Here is a 15,574-nt window from a genome sequence, read left to right as displayed (position 1 = left end):
ATATGGCTGGGGCTCTTCTGCATTCCCGCGGAGAAGCGGGTGGGGCCGGACCGGACTTCCGGCGCCGAAAGTCCCCTCAGCGGCGGGGTTCCTTGGTGGTTGCGCCGACGTTGTCGTCCAGCCATGCGTTGAGCACCGACAGGTCGCGCCATGCCTGGCGAACGCGGTCGAGCGCCTCCGCGGAGTGCAGCCAGTCGGCCGGCTCCCACGCGCGACTCGCGTGCAGCGACTTCCGCTTGAGCAGCTCCATCCGGGGGCTGTTGGCATCGAATCCGGAAGGGGCCCGGACGAGTCGATCGCCCTCGATGGTCCACCCGGCAGCGGCGAGGCGCTCGGTCTCGCCTTCCAGTCGCGGTCCCTGCACCGCGTCGGAGACCGCCCGCCGGTACCTGGCCACCTGGTCGGATTCCAGGCGCCAGCACCCGCCGGCGACGCGCAGCCCGTCGGCCGAGATCTGCACGTACAGGGCGCTCGCGCGGCCCACGGGGTGGATCACCGCCCCCTGGTGGGTCTTGTACGGCGTCTTGTCGTGGGAGAAACGCACGTCGCGGTACGGGCGGAAGACCTTCGCCCGGCCGAATTCGCCGGCCAGCTCCTCCAGGAGCGCGAGCATCGGGGCCCGGACGGACGAGTCGTACTCGGCCTTGTGCTGCGTCCAGAAGGTCTTGCTGTTGTCCGCCTCCAGGCCCTCGTAGAAGACCAGCCCGTCGTCGGGAAAGCCGTCGAAGCTCACGGCTGGTCTCCTTCCGTGCCGTCCAGCAGGGTGTGCCAGCGGATCTCGCGCAGCGGCGCGGCCCCGGTGTCCAGGGTCCGCGCCCATCCATCGGGCTCCCACCCCGCCGACTCGAGGAACGACGTCGACGCAGCGTCGGACTCCGGCAGCCAGATGCGGAGCCGCGCGACACCCTGCGAGCGGGCGAGGTCCACGACGGCGGACAGCAGCCGGCTGCCGTGCCCGCGGCGTCCCCAGCGGGGCTCGACCAGCAGGGTCGCGATCTCGGCGGTGGCGCCGGCCGGGTCGGACGTCTCCCCGTCGCCGAGCTCGGCGGGGCCGAAGGCGGTGAACCCCACGACGGTGCTCCCTTCCAGGGCCACCAGGACCAGGTGCCCCGGCGTGGGCGGTGAGACGACGGCGGTGCGCCACGACTGCGCCGCCGCGTCCTCGTCCCAGGTGTCCAGCAGCTCGGGTGGGAGCACGGAGCGGTACGCCGTCCGCCAGGCCACCGCCTGCACCCGGGCGATGTCGGCCGCTTCCTCCGCACGGGCCGGCCGCACCGAGACGTCGGCGGAGCCGGTCAGGCGGGGGAACGGCGAGGGGTCCACGTCCGCGAGCCTAGGACGGGGGCCGGGGAGGAGTTGTCAGTGGCCGACGGCAGGATCGGGTCGTGACGCGCGCGGAACGCCTGTCGGCCGGCCTGGCCCGGCGCATCGCCCTGGGAGCCCAGGGGTTCGCGGCGCCGCGGCCCTCCACGCCGGTGGGGACCCGGCAGCTCCGGGCTACGGCCGAGCGACTGGCCGTCGTCCAGATCGACTCGGTCAACGTGCTGTCGCGGTCGCACTACCTGCCCTTCTTCAGTCGGCTCGGGCCCTATCCGCGGACCACCCTTGATGCGCTCACCGACGGTCGCGGCGCGCTCTTCGAGTACTGGGCGCACGAGGCGTCCTTCCTGCCGGCGCGGCTGCACCCGTACCTGCGCTGGCGCATGGCCGACGCCGACAGCCAGGCCTGGGGCTCGATGACCCGGGTGGCCCGCGAGCGGCCGGAGTACGTCGCCGCCCTGGTCGAGCGGGTGCGCCAGGAAGGCCCGCTCCGTGCCGCCCAGCTCGGGGAGGCCAGACCCGACCGCCCGGGGAGCATGTGGAACTGGCACGAGGGCAAGGCGGCGCTCGAGTACCTGTTCTTCACCGGTGAGCTGACCACCCGCGGCCGGACGGCCGGCTTCGAGCGGGTCTACGACCTCACCGAGCGCGTCCTCCCGGCGGCGGTCCTGGCCGAGCCGGTGCCTGATCGTCCGGATGCGGTGCGGGAGCTGATCCGTACCGCGTCGCGGGCGCTGGGCGTGGCCACCGAGACCGATCTGCGCGACTACTTCCGCCTCAAGCCGGCCGACACGCGGGCCGCGATCGCCGAACTGGCCGATGCCGGCGAGCTGGTGTCCGTCGACGTCGACGGTTGGGGGAAGCCGGCCTGGTTGGACCCGTCGGCCCGCCGTCCCCGCTGGATCCGCGCCCGCGCGCTGCTCAGCCCCTTCGACTCCCTGGTCTGGGAACGGCCGCGGGTCGAGCGGATCTTCGGCTTCCGCTACCGGCTGGAGATCTACACGCCGGCGGCCAAGCGGGTGCACGGCTACTACGTGCTCCCCTTCCTCCTCGGCGACCGCCTCGTGGGGCGGGTGGACCTCAAGGCAGACCGGCAGGCATCGGTGCTGCGGGTGCAGGCGGCCTTTGCCGAGGACGGCGTCGACCGCGTCGAGGTGGCCGGGGAGCTCGCGGCGGAGCTGCGGATCCTGGCCGGCTGGCTGGAGCTCGACGACGTCGCGGTCGCCGACCGGGGCGACCTGGCCGGTGAGCTCGGCCGGGCGGTGGGGCCGCCGTAGGCTCGCCGGCGTGCCCGAGATCGTGCCGCTGAAGGTCCAGGTCGTCGCCCAGACGCAGTTCACCCCGCCGGCCGACGTGCCGTGGAACACCGACGCCGAGGGCGGACAGGCGCTGGCCGAGTTCGCCGGCCGGGCCTGCTACCAGTCGTGGAGCAAGCCCAACCCGGCCACCGCCACGAACGCCGGCTACCTGCGGCACATCCTCGAGGTCGGCCACCTCTCGGTGCTCGAGCACGGCACGGTGAGCATGTACCTGACCGGCGTCTCCCGGTCGCTGAGCCACGAGCTCGTCCGGCATCGGCACTTCTCCTACAGCCAGCTCTCCCAGCGGTACGTCCCCGAGCGGGACGCCGAGATGGTGGAGCCGGCGGTCATCGCCGAGGACCCCGAACTGCACGCGCTGTTCGTCGCGGCGACCGGAGCAGCGCTGGAGGCCTACGACCGGCTGCTGGCCGGACTCGAGGACCGGTTCGCCGACGTGCCCAACGGCACGCTGCGGCGCAAGCAGGCGCGGCAGGCCGCCCGGTCGGTGCTGCCCAACGCCACCGAGACCCGGATCGTCGTCACCGGCAACTACCGGGCGTGGCGGCACTTCGTCGCCATGCGCGCCAGCGAGCACGCCGACGTCGAGATCCGCGAGCTGGCGGTCGCGTGCCTCCGCGAGCTGCAGCGGGTGGCCGGCAACGTCTTCGGCGACTTCCGGATCAGCACCCTCGCCGACGGCTCGGAGGTGGCGGCCAGCCCGCTGGTCGGGGAGGGCTGAGTCCTCCAGTGGGCCGCCTGGGGCGGGTGCGCCGGGCGGCTCCCGGCCGTCGGTGCCCGGCCGTAGTCTCGGGTGCGTGGCAGCGCCGATCGACACCCAGTACGAAGACCTCCTGCGCCGGATCCTGGAGCAGGGCACGCCGAAGCAGGACCGGACCGGCACCGGGACGGTGAGCCTGTTCGGCGAGCGGCTCCGGTACGACCTGTCCGAGACCTTCCCCCTGGTGACGACGAAGAAGGTGCACTTCAAGTCGATCGCCGTCGAGCTGCTGTGGTTCCTCCGCGGGGAGGGCAACGTCGGGTGGCTGCGGGACAACGGCGTCACCATCTGGGACGAGTGGGCCTCCCCGGAGGGCGAGCTGGGGCCCGTCTACGGCGTGCAGTGGCGGTCGTGGCCCACGCCCGACGGGCAGCACATCGACCAGATCTCCCAGGTGCTCGACACGCTGCGCTCCGACCCCGACTCCCGCCGCATGATCGTCTCGGCCTGGAACGTGGCCGCGCTGCCGGAGATGGCCCTGGCGCCCTGCCACGCGTTCTTCCAGTTCTACGTCGCCGACGGCACGCTCTCCTGCCAGCTCTACCAGCGCAGCGCCGACATGTTCCTGGGCGTGCCGTTCAACATCGCCAGCTACGCGCTGCTCACCCGGATGGTGGCCGCCCAGGTCGGGCTCGAGCCGGGTGAGTTCATCTGGGTCGGCGGTGACTGCCACATCTACAGCAATCACGTCGAGCAGGTGACCGAGCAGCTCTCCCGCGAGGTCCGGCCGTTCCCGACGCTCGAGCTCGCGCCGGCTGCCTCGCTGTTCGACTACGGCTACGAGCACTTCGCGGTGCACGGCTACGAGCCGCACCCGGCGATCCGGGCGGCCGTGGCGGTGTGACCGTCTCGATGATCTGGGCGCAGGCCCGGGGTGGGGTGATCGGGGCGAACGGCACGCTGCCGTGGCACCTGCCGGAGGACCTGGCGCTGTTCCGCCGGTTCACCATGGACTCGACGGTCGTGATGGGCCGCCGCACCTGGGAGTCCCTGCCCGACCGCGTCCGCCCGCTACCGGGTCGGCACAACGTCGTCCTGACCACGGATTCCGCGTGGTCGGCCGACGGCGGCACCGTGGCGCACTCGGTCCAGCAGGTGCTCGACGAGCACGAGTCGTTCTGGGTCATCGGCGGGGGAGCGGTCTACGCCGAATTCCTGCCGCACGCCTCCCGGCTCGTGGTCACCGACGTCGACGTCGAGGTGGAGGGGGACACCTGGGCGGCGCCGCTGGACGCCGCCTGGACCCTGACCACGCGGACCCCGGCGAGCGGCTGGTCGACGTCGGAGTCCGGGGGCCTGCGCTTCGCGGTGTCCGAGTACGAGCGCGTCGCCGTGGGCGGGACCGGCCCGGATGACGCGGCTCGGTAGATTCGGTCCATGACCACCGACCCGGCCCGGCCCTTCGGGCGCGTGCTCACGGCGATGGTCACGCCGCTGGCCGAGGACGGGTCGATCGACCTCGCGGGCGCGCAGGAGCTCGCCGCCCACCTCGTCGACCGCCAGGCCCACGACGGGCTGGTCGTCCTCGGCACGACCGGTGAGGCACCGACGCTGAGCGACGGCGAGTCGCACGCCGTCCTCGAAGCGGTGCTCGACGCCGTCGGCGACCGTGCCACCGTCCTCGCCGGGGTCGGCACCAACGACACCGCGCACACCGTCGAGCGGGCACAGGCCGCCGAGCGGCTGGGCGCCCACGGCCTCCTCGTCGTCACGCCGTACTACAGCAAGCCCCCGCAGGCCGGCCTGCTGCGGCACTTCACCACGGTCGCGGACAGCACCGACCTGCCGGTGATGCTCTACGACATCCCGCCGCGCTCGGTGGTCCCGATCGAGGTCGAGACCCTGGTCCGCCTGGCCGAGCACCCGCGGATCGTCGCGGTGAAGGACGCCAAGGGCGACCTCGGTGCGCTGGCCTGGACCAAGGCGCGCACGGACCTGGCGTACTACAGCGGCGAGGACATGCTCAACCTGCCGATCCTGGCGATGGGCGGCGTCGGTGTGGTCAGCGTGGTCGGCCACCTCGTCGGCCCCCGGCTCGCCGAGCTGATCGCCGCGGTCGAGGCCGGCGACCTGGCCCGCGCCCGCGCCGTGAACGACAGTCTGCTGCCGGTCTACACCGGCATCTTCCGCACCCAGGGCGCGATCCTGGTCAAGGCGGCGCTCAACGCGCTCGGCCTGCCGGCCGGCCCCCTGCGGCCACCGCTGGTCGACGCCACCGACGACCAACTGGCGCAACTGCGCATCGACCTCGCCGACGGAGGCGTCCCACTGTGAGCATCGACCGATGAGCGGCGTGGTCACCCAGCCGCACCTCGACCTCAAGGCCCCACCCAAGCTGCCGGACGGCGCGCTGCGGGTCATGGCCCTCGGCGGACTCGGCGAGATCGGCCGCAACATGGCGGTGCTCGAGTTCGACGGGCAGCTGCTGGTGATCGACTGCGGGGTGCTCTTCCCCGAGGCCGAACAGCCCGGCATCGACCTGATCCTGCCCGATTTCGGCGTCATCGAGCACCGCCTCGACGACATCACCGCCGTCGTCCTCACCCACGGGCACGAGGACCACATCGGGGCGATCCCCTACCTGCTGCGGCTGCGCGAGGACATCCCGCTGGTCGGCTCCCGCTTCACGCTGGCGCTGGTCAAGGCCAAGCTGCGCGAGCACCGCATCGACCCGGTGCTGGTCGAGGTCGCCGCCGGCGACGACCACCTGGCCGGGCCGTTCCACTGCGAGTTCATCTCGGTGAACCACTCGATCCCGGATGCGCTCGCCGTCGCGGTGCACACGCCGGCCGGCGTGCTCGTGCACACCGGCGACTTCAAGATGGACCAGCTGCCGCTGGACGGCGTCCTCACCGACCTGGGCGCGTTCGCCCGGCTCGGTGTCTCGGGCATCGACCTGCTGCTGTCCGACTCGACCAACGCCGAGGTGCCCGGCTTCGTCACCCCCGAGCGGAGCATCGGCCCGGTCCTCGACGACGTGTTCGCCCGCGCCACGCAACGGCTGATCGTCTCCAGCTTCGCCAGCCACGTGCACCGCATCCAGCAGGTGCTCGACTGCGCGCACAAGCACGGCCGCAAGGTGGCGCTCGTGGGCCGCTCGATGGTCCGCAACATGGGCGTCGCGCGCGACCTCGGTCTGCTGCACATGGCGCCCGGCCTGATGGTCTCCCTCGACGACGCGGCGAAGATGCCGGCCGAGCAGGTGGTCCTGGTGAGCACGGGGTCGCAGGGCGAGCCGCTCTCGGCGCTGGGCCGCATGGCGCGCGGCGACCACCACCAGGTGACCATCGAGCCGGGCGACACCGTCGTCCTCGCCTCGTCGCTGGTGCCGGGCAACGAGACCGCCGTCTACAAGGTCATCAACGGCCTGTCCCGGCTGGGCGCGACGGTGGTGCACAAGGAGACGGCGCGGGTGCACGTCTCCGGGCACGCGCCGGCCGGCGAGCTGCGCACCCTGCTCAACGTGGCCAAGCCGCGCTACCTGATGCCGGTGCACGGCGAGTGGCGGCACCTGCGCGCCCACGCCAAGCTCGCCGAGGAGACCGGCATGCCGGCCGACCGGGTGCTGCTCGCCGAGGACGGCGTCGTGATCGACCTGGTCGACGGCAAGGCCTCGATCGTGGGCAGCGTGCCGATCGGCAACGTCTACGTCGACGGGCTCAACGTCGGCGACGTGGGGGAGGAGTCGCTGCAGGCCCGGCGCATCCTGGGCGACGAGGGCTTCGTCGCGCTGACGGTGGTGGTCGAGCCGTCCACCCGCACGATCGTGCGGCCGGTGCACCTGTCGACCAAGGGCTTCTCCGACGACCCGTCGGCCTTCGACGAGGTCCTGCGCCTGGTGGAGGACAACCTCCGGCGGGCCCTGCAGGACGACGACGTCGATCCGCACCGGATGTCGCAGATCATCCGCCGGACCGTCGGCAAGTGGGTCTCGGACACCCACCGCCGCCGCCCGATGATCATCCCGACGGTGCTGGAGGTCTGAGGTCGTACCGCATCGCGGTCCGCGGCCAGCGGTCCAGGCCGCGGACGGCCTCGGCCGCGCGGATGCGGCGTAGCCCGGGGGTGAGCTCCGCGCCGTCCAAGGGGCGGAAGCCCAGCCGCCGGTAGTACGGGCCGTTCCACGGCACGTCGGTGTAGGTGGTGAGCGTGACGGCGGGCAGCGCGCGCTGCCGCGCCCAGCCCAGCAGGTGCTCGACGAGGTGTCGGCCGTGGCCGTGCCCGGCGGCATCGGGGTGCACGCTCACCTGCTCGAGGTGCGCGCAGCCGTCCACGACCTCGGCCAGCAGGTACGCCACGGGGCGATCCTGCTCGTCGGTGCGCACCCAGGCGCGGCCGTCGTCGGCGTACTCCCGCAGCGTTCCGAGCGGCGGCGGCTCGTCCTCGGCGACCAGGTCCATGCCCAGTCCGGCGAACGACCGGCCGGCGGCGCGTTCGATCTCGCGCAGCCGCGGCAGGTCGTCGTCCCGCGCCGGGCGGATGGTCATCAGAGGTTCTCGACGTCGATCGGCCGGATGCCTTCGTCGGGCGGCAGGTCGAAGCCCCACACCTGGGCGTAGAAGGACAGCTCGCCGTCGAGGGCGGCGCGGATGTTCTCCGCCTTGCGGAAGCCGTGCTGCTCCCCGGCGAAGAGCAGGTAGGTGTGCGGCACGCCCTTCTCCCGCAGCGCGGCCACGATCGCCTCGGCCTGCGCGGGCGGCACGATGGCGTCCTCGTCACCCTGGAAGACCGCCAGGGGGGTGTTCAGCGCGTCGACGTGGGTGATCGGCGAGCGCTGCTCGTACACCGCCCGCCCGGCCGGCCCTGCATCCGGGTCGTACGGCGCGACCAGACCGTCGAGGTAGCGCGACTCGAACTTGTGGGTCTCCTCCGCGAGAGCACTCAGGTCGGCCACGCCGTAGTGGCTGGCACCGGCGGTGAAGACGCCCGGCCGCATGGTCAGCGCCGCCAGGGTCGTGTAGCCGCCCGCCGAACCGCCGCGGATGGCCATGCGTGCCGGGGCCACCCGGCCGGCGCCGGCCAGGTGGCACGCGCAGGCGACGACGTCGTCCAGGTCGACCTCGCCCCACCGGCCCTGCAGCGCGTCGCGGTACCGGCGCCCGTACCCGGTCGAGCCGCGGTAGTCGACGTCGGCGACGCAGAAGCCGCGGGAGGTCCAGTACTGGACGGCGAGGTTGAGCACCGGCGAGGCGGCCGAGGTGGGCCCGCCGTGCACGAGCACGAGCAGCGGCGGCAGGTCGCCGTTCGGAGCGGCGACCTCCGGATTGGTCGGCGGGTACACGAGGGCGTGGCCGACGTCGATGCCCGTGCCGGCGTCCTCGGTCGGGAAGGTCACGTGCTCGGGCCGGGAGAACCAGGCCGGGTCGAGGCCGAGAGCGCGGGCGGGACGCAGGACGTCGGGCCGCCCGTCCAGGGGCACGCGGAGCACCACCGGTTCGCTGTCCGGACCGCCGGCGACGCACACCACGCCGTCGCCGATCGCCGCGATCTGCCGCAGCGCCGCGTACGGCAGATCGAGCTCGCGGAGGTCCCCGCGGGGGGCGACCACCGCCAGCCGGTCGGCCCCGTCCCGCCCGTAGGCCAGCACGATCCGGCCGTCGGCCAGCGGGGCGAAGCGACTGGCACCGAAGACCCACTGCGGGCCGGCGATGTCGGCACCGACGTCGAGGACCAGTTCGGCGTCGGACCCCGCGGTCCACCGGTACAGCGACCAGAAGTTCGTGCGGTCGCAGAGGAACCACAGCGCGCCGTCGCCGTCCCACACCGGCTGCACGACCGACTCGCCCGGCCCGCCGGCGACCACGGTCTCGGCGCCGTCGGCGGAGCGGACCACCAGCCGGGCCGCGTCCCACGGCATGTGCGGGTGATCCCACTGCAGCCAGGCGAGCGAGCCGTCCGGACCACGGCGGGGGTCGGACACGAAGTCCGGCCCGCTGACCAGGACCTCGGAACCATCGGTGCCCACCCGCACGATCTCGTTCACGACCTCGGCGGCCGCGGCGTGCTCGGCGGGATGGCTCTCGCGGACGGCGAGGACGCCGTCCCCGTCGACCCGGAGGTCGGCGTGCCGCACGCCGGCCCGCACCGCGGGCTCCGGAGTGACGGGGACCGGGGTGCGGCTGCCGGGATCGAGTCGGTACAGCCGCTGGTCGGAGAACTCGGTGAACCACAGCGTGCCGTCGGCGACGGTCCAGGCCCCGCCGCCGTACTCGTGCACCCGGGTGCGGGCGTTCCAAGGGGCGGGGAGCACGTCGGTCGTCCGGCCGTCGCCGTCCCGCCGCACGATCACCGATCGGCCGCCCTCGTCGGGTCGGGACTCCGACCACCACACGTCGCCGGGGCGGGTGGGAGAGCTGTCCACCACCACCTCGCCGAGACGGGCGGCCGCGCGGACGACGAGCTCGGAGGTGATCGGCGTCGGCCAGCTGCCGTAGGGGAGGGAGGCGCTCATGACTGTGACGTTATGAGATGGACGGCTCGTGCGGGACACGACGCCTGGCCTGCCCGTCCGGAGCCTCCTAGCCGATTACGGTTCGACGCATGCCTGCCCGCACCACGTCGACGCGCCGGCCGGCGTCCAGCCGGAGCCGCTCGGGATCGACCGCGGCCAGCAAGAAGCGGCCGGCCCCCAAGCGCACCGGTAACCGCCGGCCGGCCCCCCGCAAGAAGAAGGACGCCGGCTTCAGCCTGTGGCGTGCCGCCAACGGCACGTGGGGCCTGCTCGCCCGCGGAGCCGGCGGCCTGGCCCGGTCGGTGGCCCGCCCGGAGGAGGCGGAGCCGCTCGCGCCCGAGCACCGCCGCGACGGCGTGGGCCTGGCCGTGCTGGGCCTGGCCGTCGTCCTCGGCGCCGCGGCCTGGAGCAACGGCATCGGCCCGGTGGGTGTCGCCCTGACCGACGGGGTCCGCTGGGTCATCGGCTCGCTGGTGATGGTCCTGCCCGTCGTCCTCTTCTTCGCCTCCCTGCGGCTGCTGCGCCGGGGTCCACGACCGGAGGCCCGCGGGCGCCTGCTGATCGGCTGGCTGTGCACCATCGCATCGGTGCTGGGCATCGCGCAGGTCACCGGTGACCCCGCCGACCCCGAGGGCGGCGTCCCCGGCTCGGGCGGCGTGGTCGGCTGGGCCGTCGGCACGCCCCTGGTCGCCGGCATGGGCAGCGTCGTCGCCGTCGTGCTGCTCGGCCTGCTGGCCTTCTTCGGGCTGCTGGTCATCACCGCCACCCCGGTGCACCAGATCCCCGAGCGCCTGCGCGAACTCGCCGACCGGCTGCTGGGCCGGGTCGACGACTACGACGAGTACGACGAGGACGAGTACGACGACGAGGAGGACGAGGAGTCGGCACCCAAGGGCCGGCGCTTCGGCCGGAAGTCGCTCTCCGAGGACCTGCTCACCACCGGGCCGGTGGACCTGGGTGCCCTCGACGCCGCTGTCGACGCCACGCTCACCACCGATCCCGAGCACGTCGAGCTGCGGCCGGCGGCCCGCCCGCCCGTCGTCGACCGCACCCTCCCGGCCGACGACCTCCCGCCGATCACCGAACCGCAGCAGCTCTCCATCCAGCCGGTCGAGGGCGACTACGTGCTGCCCGCGCTGTCGATGCTGCGCCCCGGTGACCCGCCGCGGGCCCGGTCCAAGGCCAACGACGTCGCCATCGAGGCGATCAGCGGGGTGCTCGAGCAGTTCAACATCGACGCCGCCGTCACCGGGTTCACCCGCGGCCCGACGGTCACCCGCTACGAGGTGGAGCTCGGCCAGGGCGTCAAGGTCGAGAAGATCACCCAGCTGACCAAGAACATGGCCTACGCGGTGGCCAACGACAACATCCGCATCCTGGCGCCGATCCCGGGCAAGTCCGCCGTCGGCATCGAGGTGCCCAACACCGACCGCGAGAAGGTGTCGCTCGGCGACGTCCTGCGCTCCGGCGCGGCCAAGCAGGACCCGCACCCGATGCTGGTGGGCCTGGGCAAGGACATCGAGGGCGGCTTCGTCTGCGCCAACCTGGCGAAGATGCCGCACCTGCTGGTCGCCGGTGCCACCGGTGCCGGTAAGTCCAGCTGCGTCAACTCGATCCTGACCTCGCTGCTGCTGCGGTCGACCCCCGACCAGCTGCGGATGATCCTGGTCGACCCGAAGATGGTCGAGCTGACGCCCTACGACGGCATCCCGCACCTGATCACGCCGATCATCACCGACCCGAAGAAGGCCGCGACGGCGCTGGCCTGGCTGGTCGAGGAGATGGAGCAGCGCTACCAGGACATGAAGTCCACCGGTGTCCGGCACATCGACGACTTCAACCGCAAGGTGGAGAAGGGCGAGATCACCACCCCGCCCGGCAGCGAGCGCGTCTACCGGCCCTACCCCTACATCCTCACGATCGTCGACGAGCTCGCCGACCTGATGATGGTGGCCCCGCGCGACGTCGAGGACCACATCGTCCGCATCACCCAGAAGGCGCGCGCCGCCGGCATCCACCTGATCCTGGCCACGCAGCGCCCGTCGGTCGACGTCGTCACCGGCCTGATCAAGGCCAACGTTCCCTCGCGGCTGGCGTTCTCGACCTCCAGCCTCACCGACAGCCGGGTCATCCTCGACCAGCCGGGCGCGGAGAAGCTCATCGGCATGGGTGACGCCCTCTTCATGCCCATCGGCGCGGGCAAGCCGATGCGCGTCCAGGGCGCGTTCGTCACCGACGCCGAGATCGAGGCGGTCGTCGAGTTCACCAAGCGCCAGGCCGAGCCCGAGTACCGGGAAGAGGTCTTCACCGCGGCCGGCGGCGGCGAGAAGAAGGAGATCGACGAGGACATCGGCGGCGACCTGGAGCTGCTGGTCCAGGCGGTCGAGCTCATCGTCACCAGCCAGTTCGGCTCCACGTCGATGCTGCAGCGCAAGCTCCGGGTCGGGTTCGCCAAGGCCGGCCGGCTCATGGACCTCATGGAGAGCCGCGGGATCGTCGGCCCCTCCGAGGGATCCAAGGCGCGCGACGTGCTCATCAAGCCCGACGAGCTGGAGAGCGTTCTCTTCACGCTGCGGGGTGGCGGCGAGTAACGGTCCCCGTGCAGGGGCCCGTCACGAGCCCGCGAGTGACGGGGGGCACGGGGGTCCTTCCTCTACGATGGGCGGGTGACAGCTGCGCCCCGCCCTGCCCGGACAGTGGCGGTGGTGACCCTCGGGTGCGCCCGCAACGAGGTCGACTCCGAGGAGCTGGCGGGCCGGCTGGCAGCGGGCGGCTACGAACTCGTGGACGACGCCGACACCGCCGACGCCGTCCTGGTGAACACCTGCGGCTTCATCGAGTCGGCCAAGAAGGACTCCGTCGACGCCATCCTCGCGGCCACCGACTCGGGCGCCCCCGTGGTCGCCGTGGGCTGCATGGCCGAGCGGTACGGCTCCGAGCTCGCCGGGGCGTTGCCGGAGGCCACCGTCCTCGGCTTCGACGACTACGCCCAGATCGGCGACCGCCTCGACGACGTCATCGCCGGCCGCCCGCTGGTGCCCCACACGCCGCGCGACCGGCGCACCCTGCTGCCGATCAGCCCCGTGCAGCGCACCGCCGCCCGCGCCGCCGACGACGCCCTCGCGATCCCCGGCCACGACTGGCTGCGCCGCAAGCGGCTCGCCTCGGGCCCCACCGCGGCGCTCAAGCTGGCCTCGGGCTGCGACCGGCGGTGTGCCTTCTGCGCCATCCCGACGTTCCGCGGCGCGTTCGTGTCCCGGCCCCCGGCCGAGGTGCTGGGCGAGGCGCAGTGGCTGGCCGGCCAGGGGGTCACCGAGCTGGTCCTGGTCAGCGAGAACTCCACCTCCTACGGCAAGGACCTCGGCGACCTGCGGTCGCTGGAGAAGCTGCTGCCCGAGCTGGCCGCCGTCCCGGGCATCGCCCGCGTCCGGGTGGCCTACCTGCAGCCGGCCGAGCTGCGCCCGGGCCTGCTGGAGCTGATCGCGACCACCCCGGGGATCGCGCCCTACTACGACCTGTCGTTCCAGCACTCCTCGCCGACCCTGCTGCGCCGGATGCGCCGGTTCGGGGGCACGGACGACTTCCTGCGCACCATCGAGCGAGCTCGTAGCCTGGCCCCGGACGCAGGTTTCCGCACCAACGTCATCCTCGGCTTCCCCGGCGAGACCGAGGACGACGTCGCCGAACTGGAGCGCTTCCTCACCGAGGGCCGCCTGGACGCGGTCGGTGTGTTCGGCTACTCCGACGAGGAGGGCACCGAGGCCATGGGGTTGTCCGGCAAGCTCGACCAGGCCGAGATCGACGCCCGAGTCCGCCGCATCACCGACCTGGTGGAGGAGCTGACCGCGCAGCGCGCGGAGGACCGCGTCGGCCAGCGGGTCGAGGTGCTGCTCACCGAGGACCTCTCCGCGACCGACGGCGCCGGCACCGCATCTGAGGGCACATGGCTGGGACACGCCGCCCACCAGGATCCGGACGCCGACGGGACGACCACCGTCGCCGCTGTGCCCGAGGGCTCGGTCGCCGGCCAGCTGGTGACGGCCGAGGTGGTCGGCACCGAGGGTGTCGACCTGGTCGCCCGGGCCCTCCTCCCGGCGCTGCCCGGGGGACGGCGGTGACGCGGTGACCGACGTCGCCCCGGACCCGGCCGCCACACCGCCGTCGTCGGTGAAGGTGGTGAACCTGCCCAACGCGTTGACCGTGCTCCGGCTGGCCGTCGTCCCGGTGTTCGCCTACCTCCTCCTGCACGACGAGGGGCTCGACGACGCCGGCCGGTACTGGGCGACGCTGGTCTTCGGACTGGCGATCATCACCGACCGCTACGACGGGATGATCGCCCGGCGTACCGGGCAGGTCACGGAGTTCGGCAAGCTCGCCGACCCCATCGCCGACAAGGCGCTGACCGGGACCGCGCTCATCGGGTTGTCGGCGCTGGGGCTGCTGCCCTGGTGGGTGACCGTGGTGATCCTCGTCCGCGAGGTGGGCGTCACGCTGCTGAGGTTCTGGGTGATCCGCCACGGCGTGATCGCGGCCAGCCGCGGCGGCAAGCTCAAGACCGTCCTGCAGGCACTGGCGATCGGGCTCTACATCCTGCCGCTGACCGGGCTCCTGGCCACAGGCCGCTGGTGGGTCATGGCGGCGGCGGTGCTGCTCACGCTGCTCACGGGCCTCGACTACGTCTACCGGGCGCTGACCCTGCGGCGGACCAGCGCCCGCGCGATGCGCAACGCCGCCGCGCGGCGGGCCTCGGGGGACACCACGGGGGCCGCAGGTACCCGTACCGACACCGCCGCCTGAATGCCGGCCGCCGACCTGCATCGGGCACTGCTGGCTCGCGGTGAGACGGTCGCGGCTGCGGAGTCGCTGACCGCGGGGCTCTTCTGCGCCGGCCTGGCCGCGCTGCCGGGCGCCAGCGCGACGCTGCGCGGCGGCGTGGTCGTCTACGCCACGGACCTCAAGACGTCGCTGGCCGGCGTCCCCGCGGCCACGCTGGCGGCACACGGGCCGGTGAGCCGCGAGACCGCCGCGGCCCTGGCCGAGGGCGTGCGGGCCGCCTGCGGCTCCACGTGGGGAGTCGGGCTGACCGGGGTGGCCGGCCCCGATCCGGTCGACGGGCACCGCCCCGGTCGGGTCTACGTCGGGGTGTCCGACGGGCGGCGGACCGACGTCGTGGAGCTCGACCTGCCCGGGGACCGGAACGCCGTCCGCGGGGCGGCCGTCGGTGCGGCGACGCAGGCGCTGCTCGACCGCCTGTCCTGAGCGCCCGACTGGGAAGCCCTGCCGGCGTGGTCGCGTTACGCCCTGAGAGGACGCGCGCCGGGTGATCCGGCTCTCGGCCGCGGCGCCGCGTACCGTGAGCGCACGACGTCGATCGGGCGTCCGCGCTTCCCCCGCTCGCAGGACAGGAGAGAGTGGCCATGCTGCTGCTGCGTACCCAGCTCGGGAGCACCCTTCGGGGTCACCGGCTGCGTCAGCGCCGGACGCTGCGCGACGTCTCGGGCGCCGCGCGGGTGAGCCTCGGGTACCTCTCCGAGGTCGAGCGCGGGCAGAAGGAGGCGTCCTCCGAGCTGCTCGCCTCCATCTGCGACGCCCTCGACGTCGAACTGGCCGACCTGCTCGCCGAGGTGAGCCTCGAGCTCCGCGTCGCCGGTTCCGGCGCCGTGCGTGCCCTCGCGCAGCCGGGCGCCGCCGATGCGGCCGAGGCCGCCGCGGAGGAGCAGCCCG

15 protein-coding genes are annotated in these 15,574 nt (G+C 73.2%); 11 read left to right on the top strand and 4 right to left on the bottom strand.

The window, feature by feature from the left end; genetic code table 11:
- Positions 1-76: 76 nt before the first annotated feature.
- Positions 77-733: a DUF2461 domain-containing protein gene (locus BN344_RS18705; protein WP_040339905.1), complete on the bottom strand. Its 657-nt coding sequence runs from the start codon at positions 731-733 to the stop codon at positions 77-79.
- Positions 730-1,323: a GNAT family N-acetyltransferase gene (locus BN344_RS18700; RefSeq protein WP_081788770.1), complete on the bottom strand. Its 594-nt coding sequence runs from the start codon at positions 1,321-1,323 to the stop codon at positions 730-732. Before BN344_RS18700 ends, BN344_RS18705 begins: the two co-directional genes overlap by 4 nt.
- A gap of 62 nt (positions 1,324-1,385) precedes the next feature.
- Between BN344_RS18700 and BN344_RS18695 the strand changes: the two genes are divergently transcribed.
- The 6 genes from BN344_RS18695 to BN344_RS18670 all read left to right on the top strand — a co-directional run bounded on the left by BN344_RS18695 (position 1,386) and on the right by BN344_RS18670 (position 7,384).
- The gene (locus BN344_RS18695) at positions 1,386-2,597 is read left to right on the top strand and encodes a winged helix-turn-helix domain-containing protein (RefSeq protein WP_040339904.1); all 1,212 of its coding nucleotides are present in this window, start codon (positions 1,386-1,388) and stop codon (positions 2,595-2,597) included.
- 10 nt (positions 2,598-2,607) lie between these two features.
- Positions 2,608-3,360 carry an FAD-dependent thymidylate synthase gene (thyX, locus tag BN344_RS18690; RefSeq protein WP_040340196.1) on the top strand — a complete coding sequence of 251 codons (753 nt, stop codon included), beginning with the start codon at positions 2,608-2,610 and terminating at the stop codon, positions 3,358-3,360.
- 76 nt (positions 3,361-3,436) lie between these two features.
- Entirely contained in the window at positions 3,437-4,243 is an 807-nt protein-coding gene (locus tag BN344_RS18685; protein ID WP_040339903.1) for a thymidylate synthase, read from the top strand.
- A complete protein-coding gene (locus tag BN344_RS18680; protein WP_197022377.1) occupies positions 4,240-4,767 on the top strand; it encodes a dihydrofolate reductase in 528 nt (175 codons plus the stop codon). Before BN344_RS18685 ends, BN344_RS18680 begins: the two co-directional genes overlap by 4 nt.
- A gap of 9 nt (positions 4,768-4,776) precedes the next feature.
- Positions 4,777-5,673, top strand: a complete 897-nt coding sequence (dapA, locus tag BN344_RS18675; RefSeq protein ID WP_040339902.1) for a 4-hydroxy-tetrahydrodipicolinate synthase — start codon at positions 4,777-4,779, stop codon at positions 5,671-5,673.
- Between the two features lie 10 nt (positions 5,674-5,683).
- A complete protein-coding gene (locus BN344_RS18670) occupies positions 5,684-7,384 on the top strand; it encodes a ribonuclease J (RefSeq protein WP_040339901.1) in 1,701 nt (566 codons plus the stop codon).
- On the opposite strand, the gene BN344_RS18665 is transcribed toward BN344_RS18670, so the two are convergent.
- Positions 7,359-7,886 (bottom strand): GNAT family N-acetyltransferase, encoded by a 528-nt coding sequence (locus BN344_RS18665; protein WP_040339900.1) that lies wholly within the window; start codon positions 7,884-7,886, stop codon positions 7,359-7,361. The two genes, BN344_RS18670 and BN344_RS18665, sit on opposite strands and share 26 nt — an antisense overlap.
- The gene (locus tag BN344_RS18660; RefSeq protein WP_040339899.1) at positions 7,886-9,850 is read right to left on the bottom strand and encodes an alpha/beta hydrolase family protein; all 1,965 of its coding nucleotides are present in this window, start codon (positions 9,848-9,850) and stop codon (positions 7,886-7,888) included. The genes BN344_RS18665 and BN344_RS18660 overlap by 1 nt, the downstream gene beginning before the upstream one ends.
- Before the next feature lie 89 nt (positions 9,851-9,939).
- Here BN344_RS18660 and BN344_RS18655 point away from each other — a divergent pair, with 89 nt between their 5' ends.
- The 5 genes from BN344_RS18655 to BN344_RS18635 form a co-directional block, all read left to right on the top strand.
- Positions 9,940-12,441, top strand: a complete 2,502-nt coding sequence (locus BN344_RS18655; protein ID WP_040339898.1) for a DNA translocase FtsK — start codon at positions 9,940-9,942, stop codon at positions 12,439-12,441.
- Positions 12,442-12,516: 75 nt separating this feature from the next.
- Positions 12,517-13,968 carry a MiaB/RimO family radical SAM methylthiotransferase gene (locus tag BN344_RS18650; RefSeq protein WP_040339897.1) on the top strand — a complete coding sequence of 484 codons (1,452 nt, stop codon included), beginning with the start codon at positions 12,517-12,519 and terminating at the stop codon, positions 13,966-13,968.
- Positions 13,969-13,972: 4 nt separating this feature from the next.
- On the top strand, positions 13,973-14,647 hold the full coding sequence (gene pgsA, locus BN344_RS18645; protein ID WP_040340194.1) for a CDP-diacylglycerol--glycerol-3-phosphate 3-phosphatidyltransferase: 675 nt from the start codon (positions 13,973-13,975) through the stop codon (positions 14,645-14,647).
- Positions 14,648-15,109 carry a CinA family protein gene (locus BN344_RS18640; protein ID WP_040339896.1) on the top strand — a complete coding sequence of 154 codons (462 nt, stop codon included), beginning with the start codon at positions 14,648-14,650 and terminating at the stop codon, positions 15,107-15,109.
- A gap of 158 nt (positions 15,110-15,267) precedes the next feature.
- Positions 15,268-15,574 (top strand): helix-turn-helix domain-containing protein (locus tag BN344_RS18635; RefSeq protein WP_081788812.1); only part of this gene is annotated, 307 nt, incomplete at its 3' end.

The organism is Candidatus Blastococcus massiliensis AP3 (assembly GCF_000582785.1).
In the GTDB taxonomy this organism is placed as follows: Bacteria; Actinomycetota; Actinomycetes; order Mycobacteriales; family Geodermatophilaceae; genus Blastococcus; species Blastococcus massiliensis.
The sequence above is the reverse complement of the archived record's forward strand: the minus strand, read 5'-3'. Positions and strand labels throughout refer to the sequence as shown.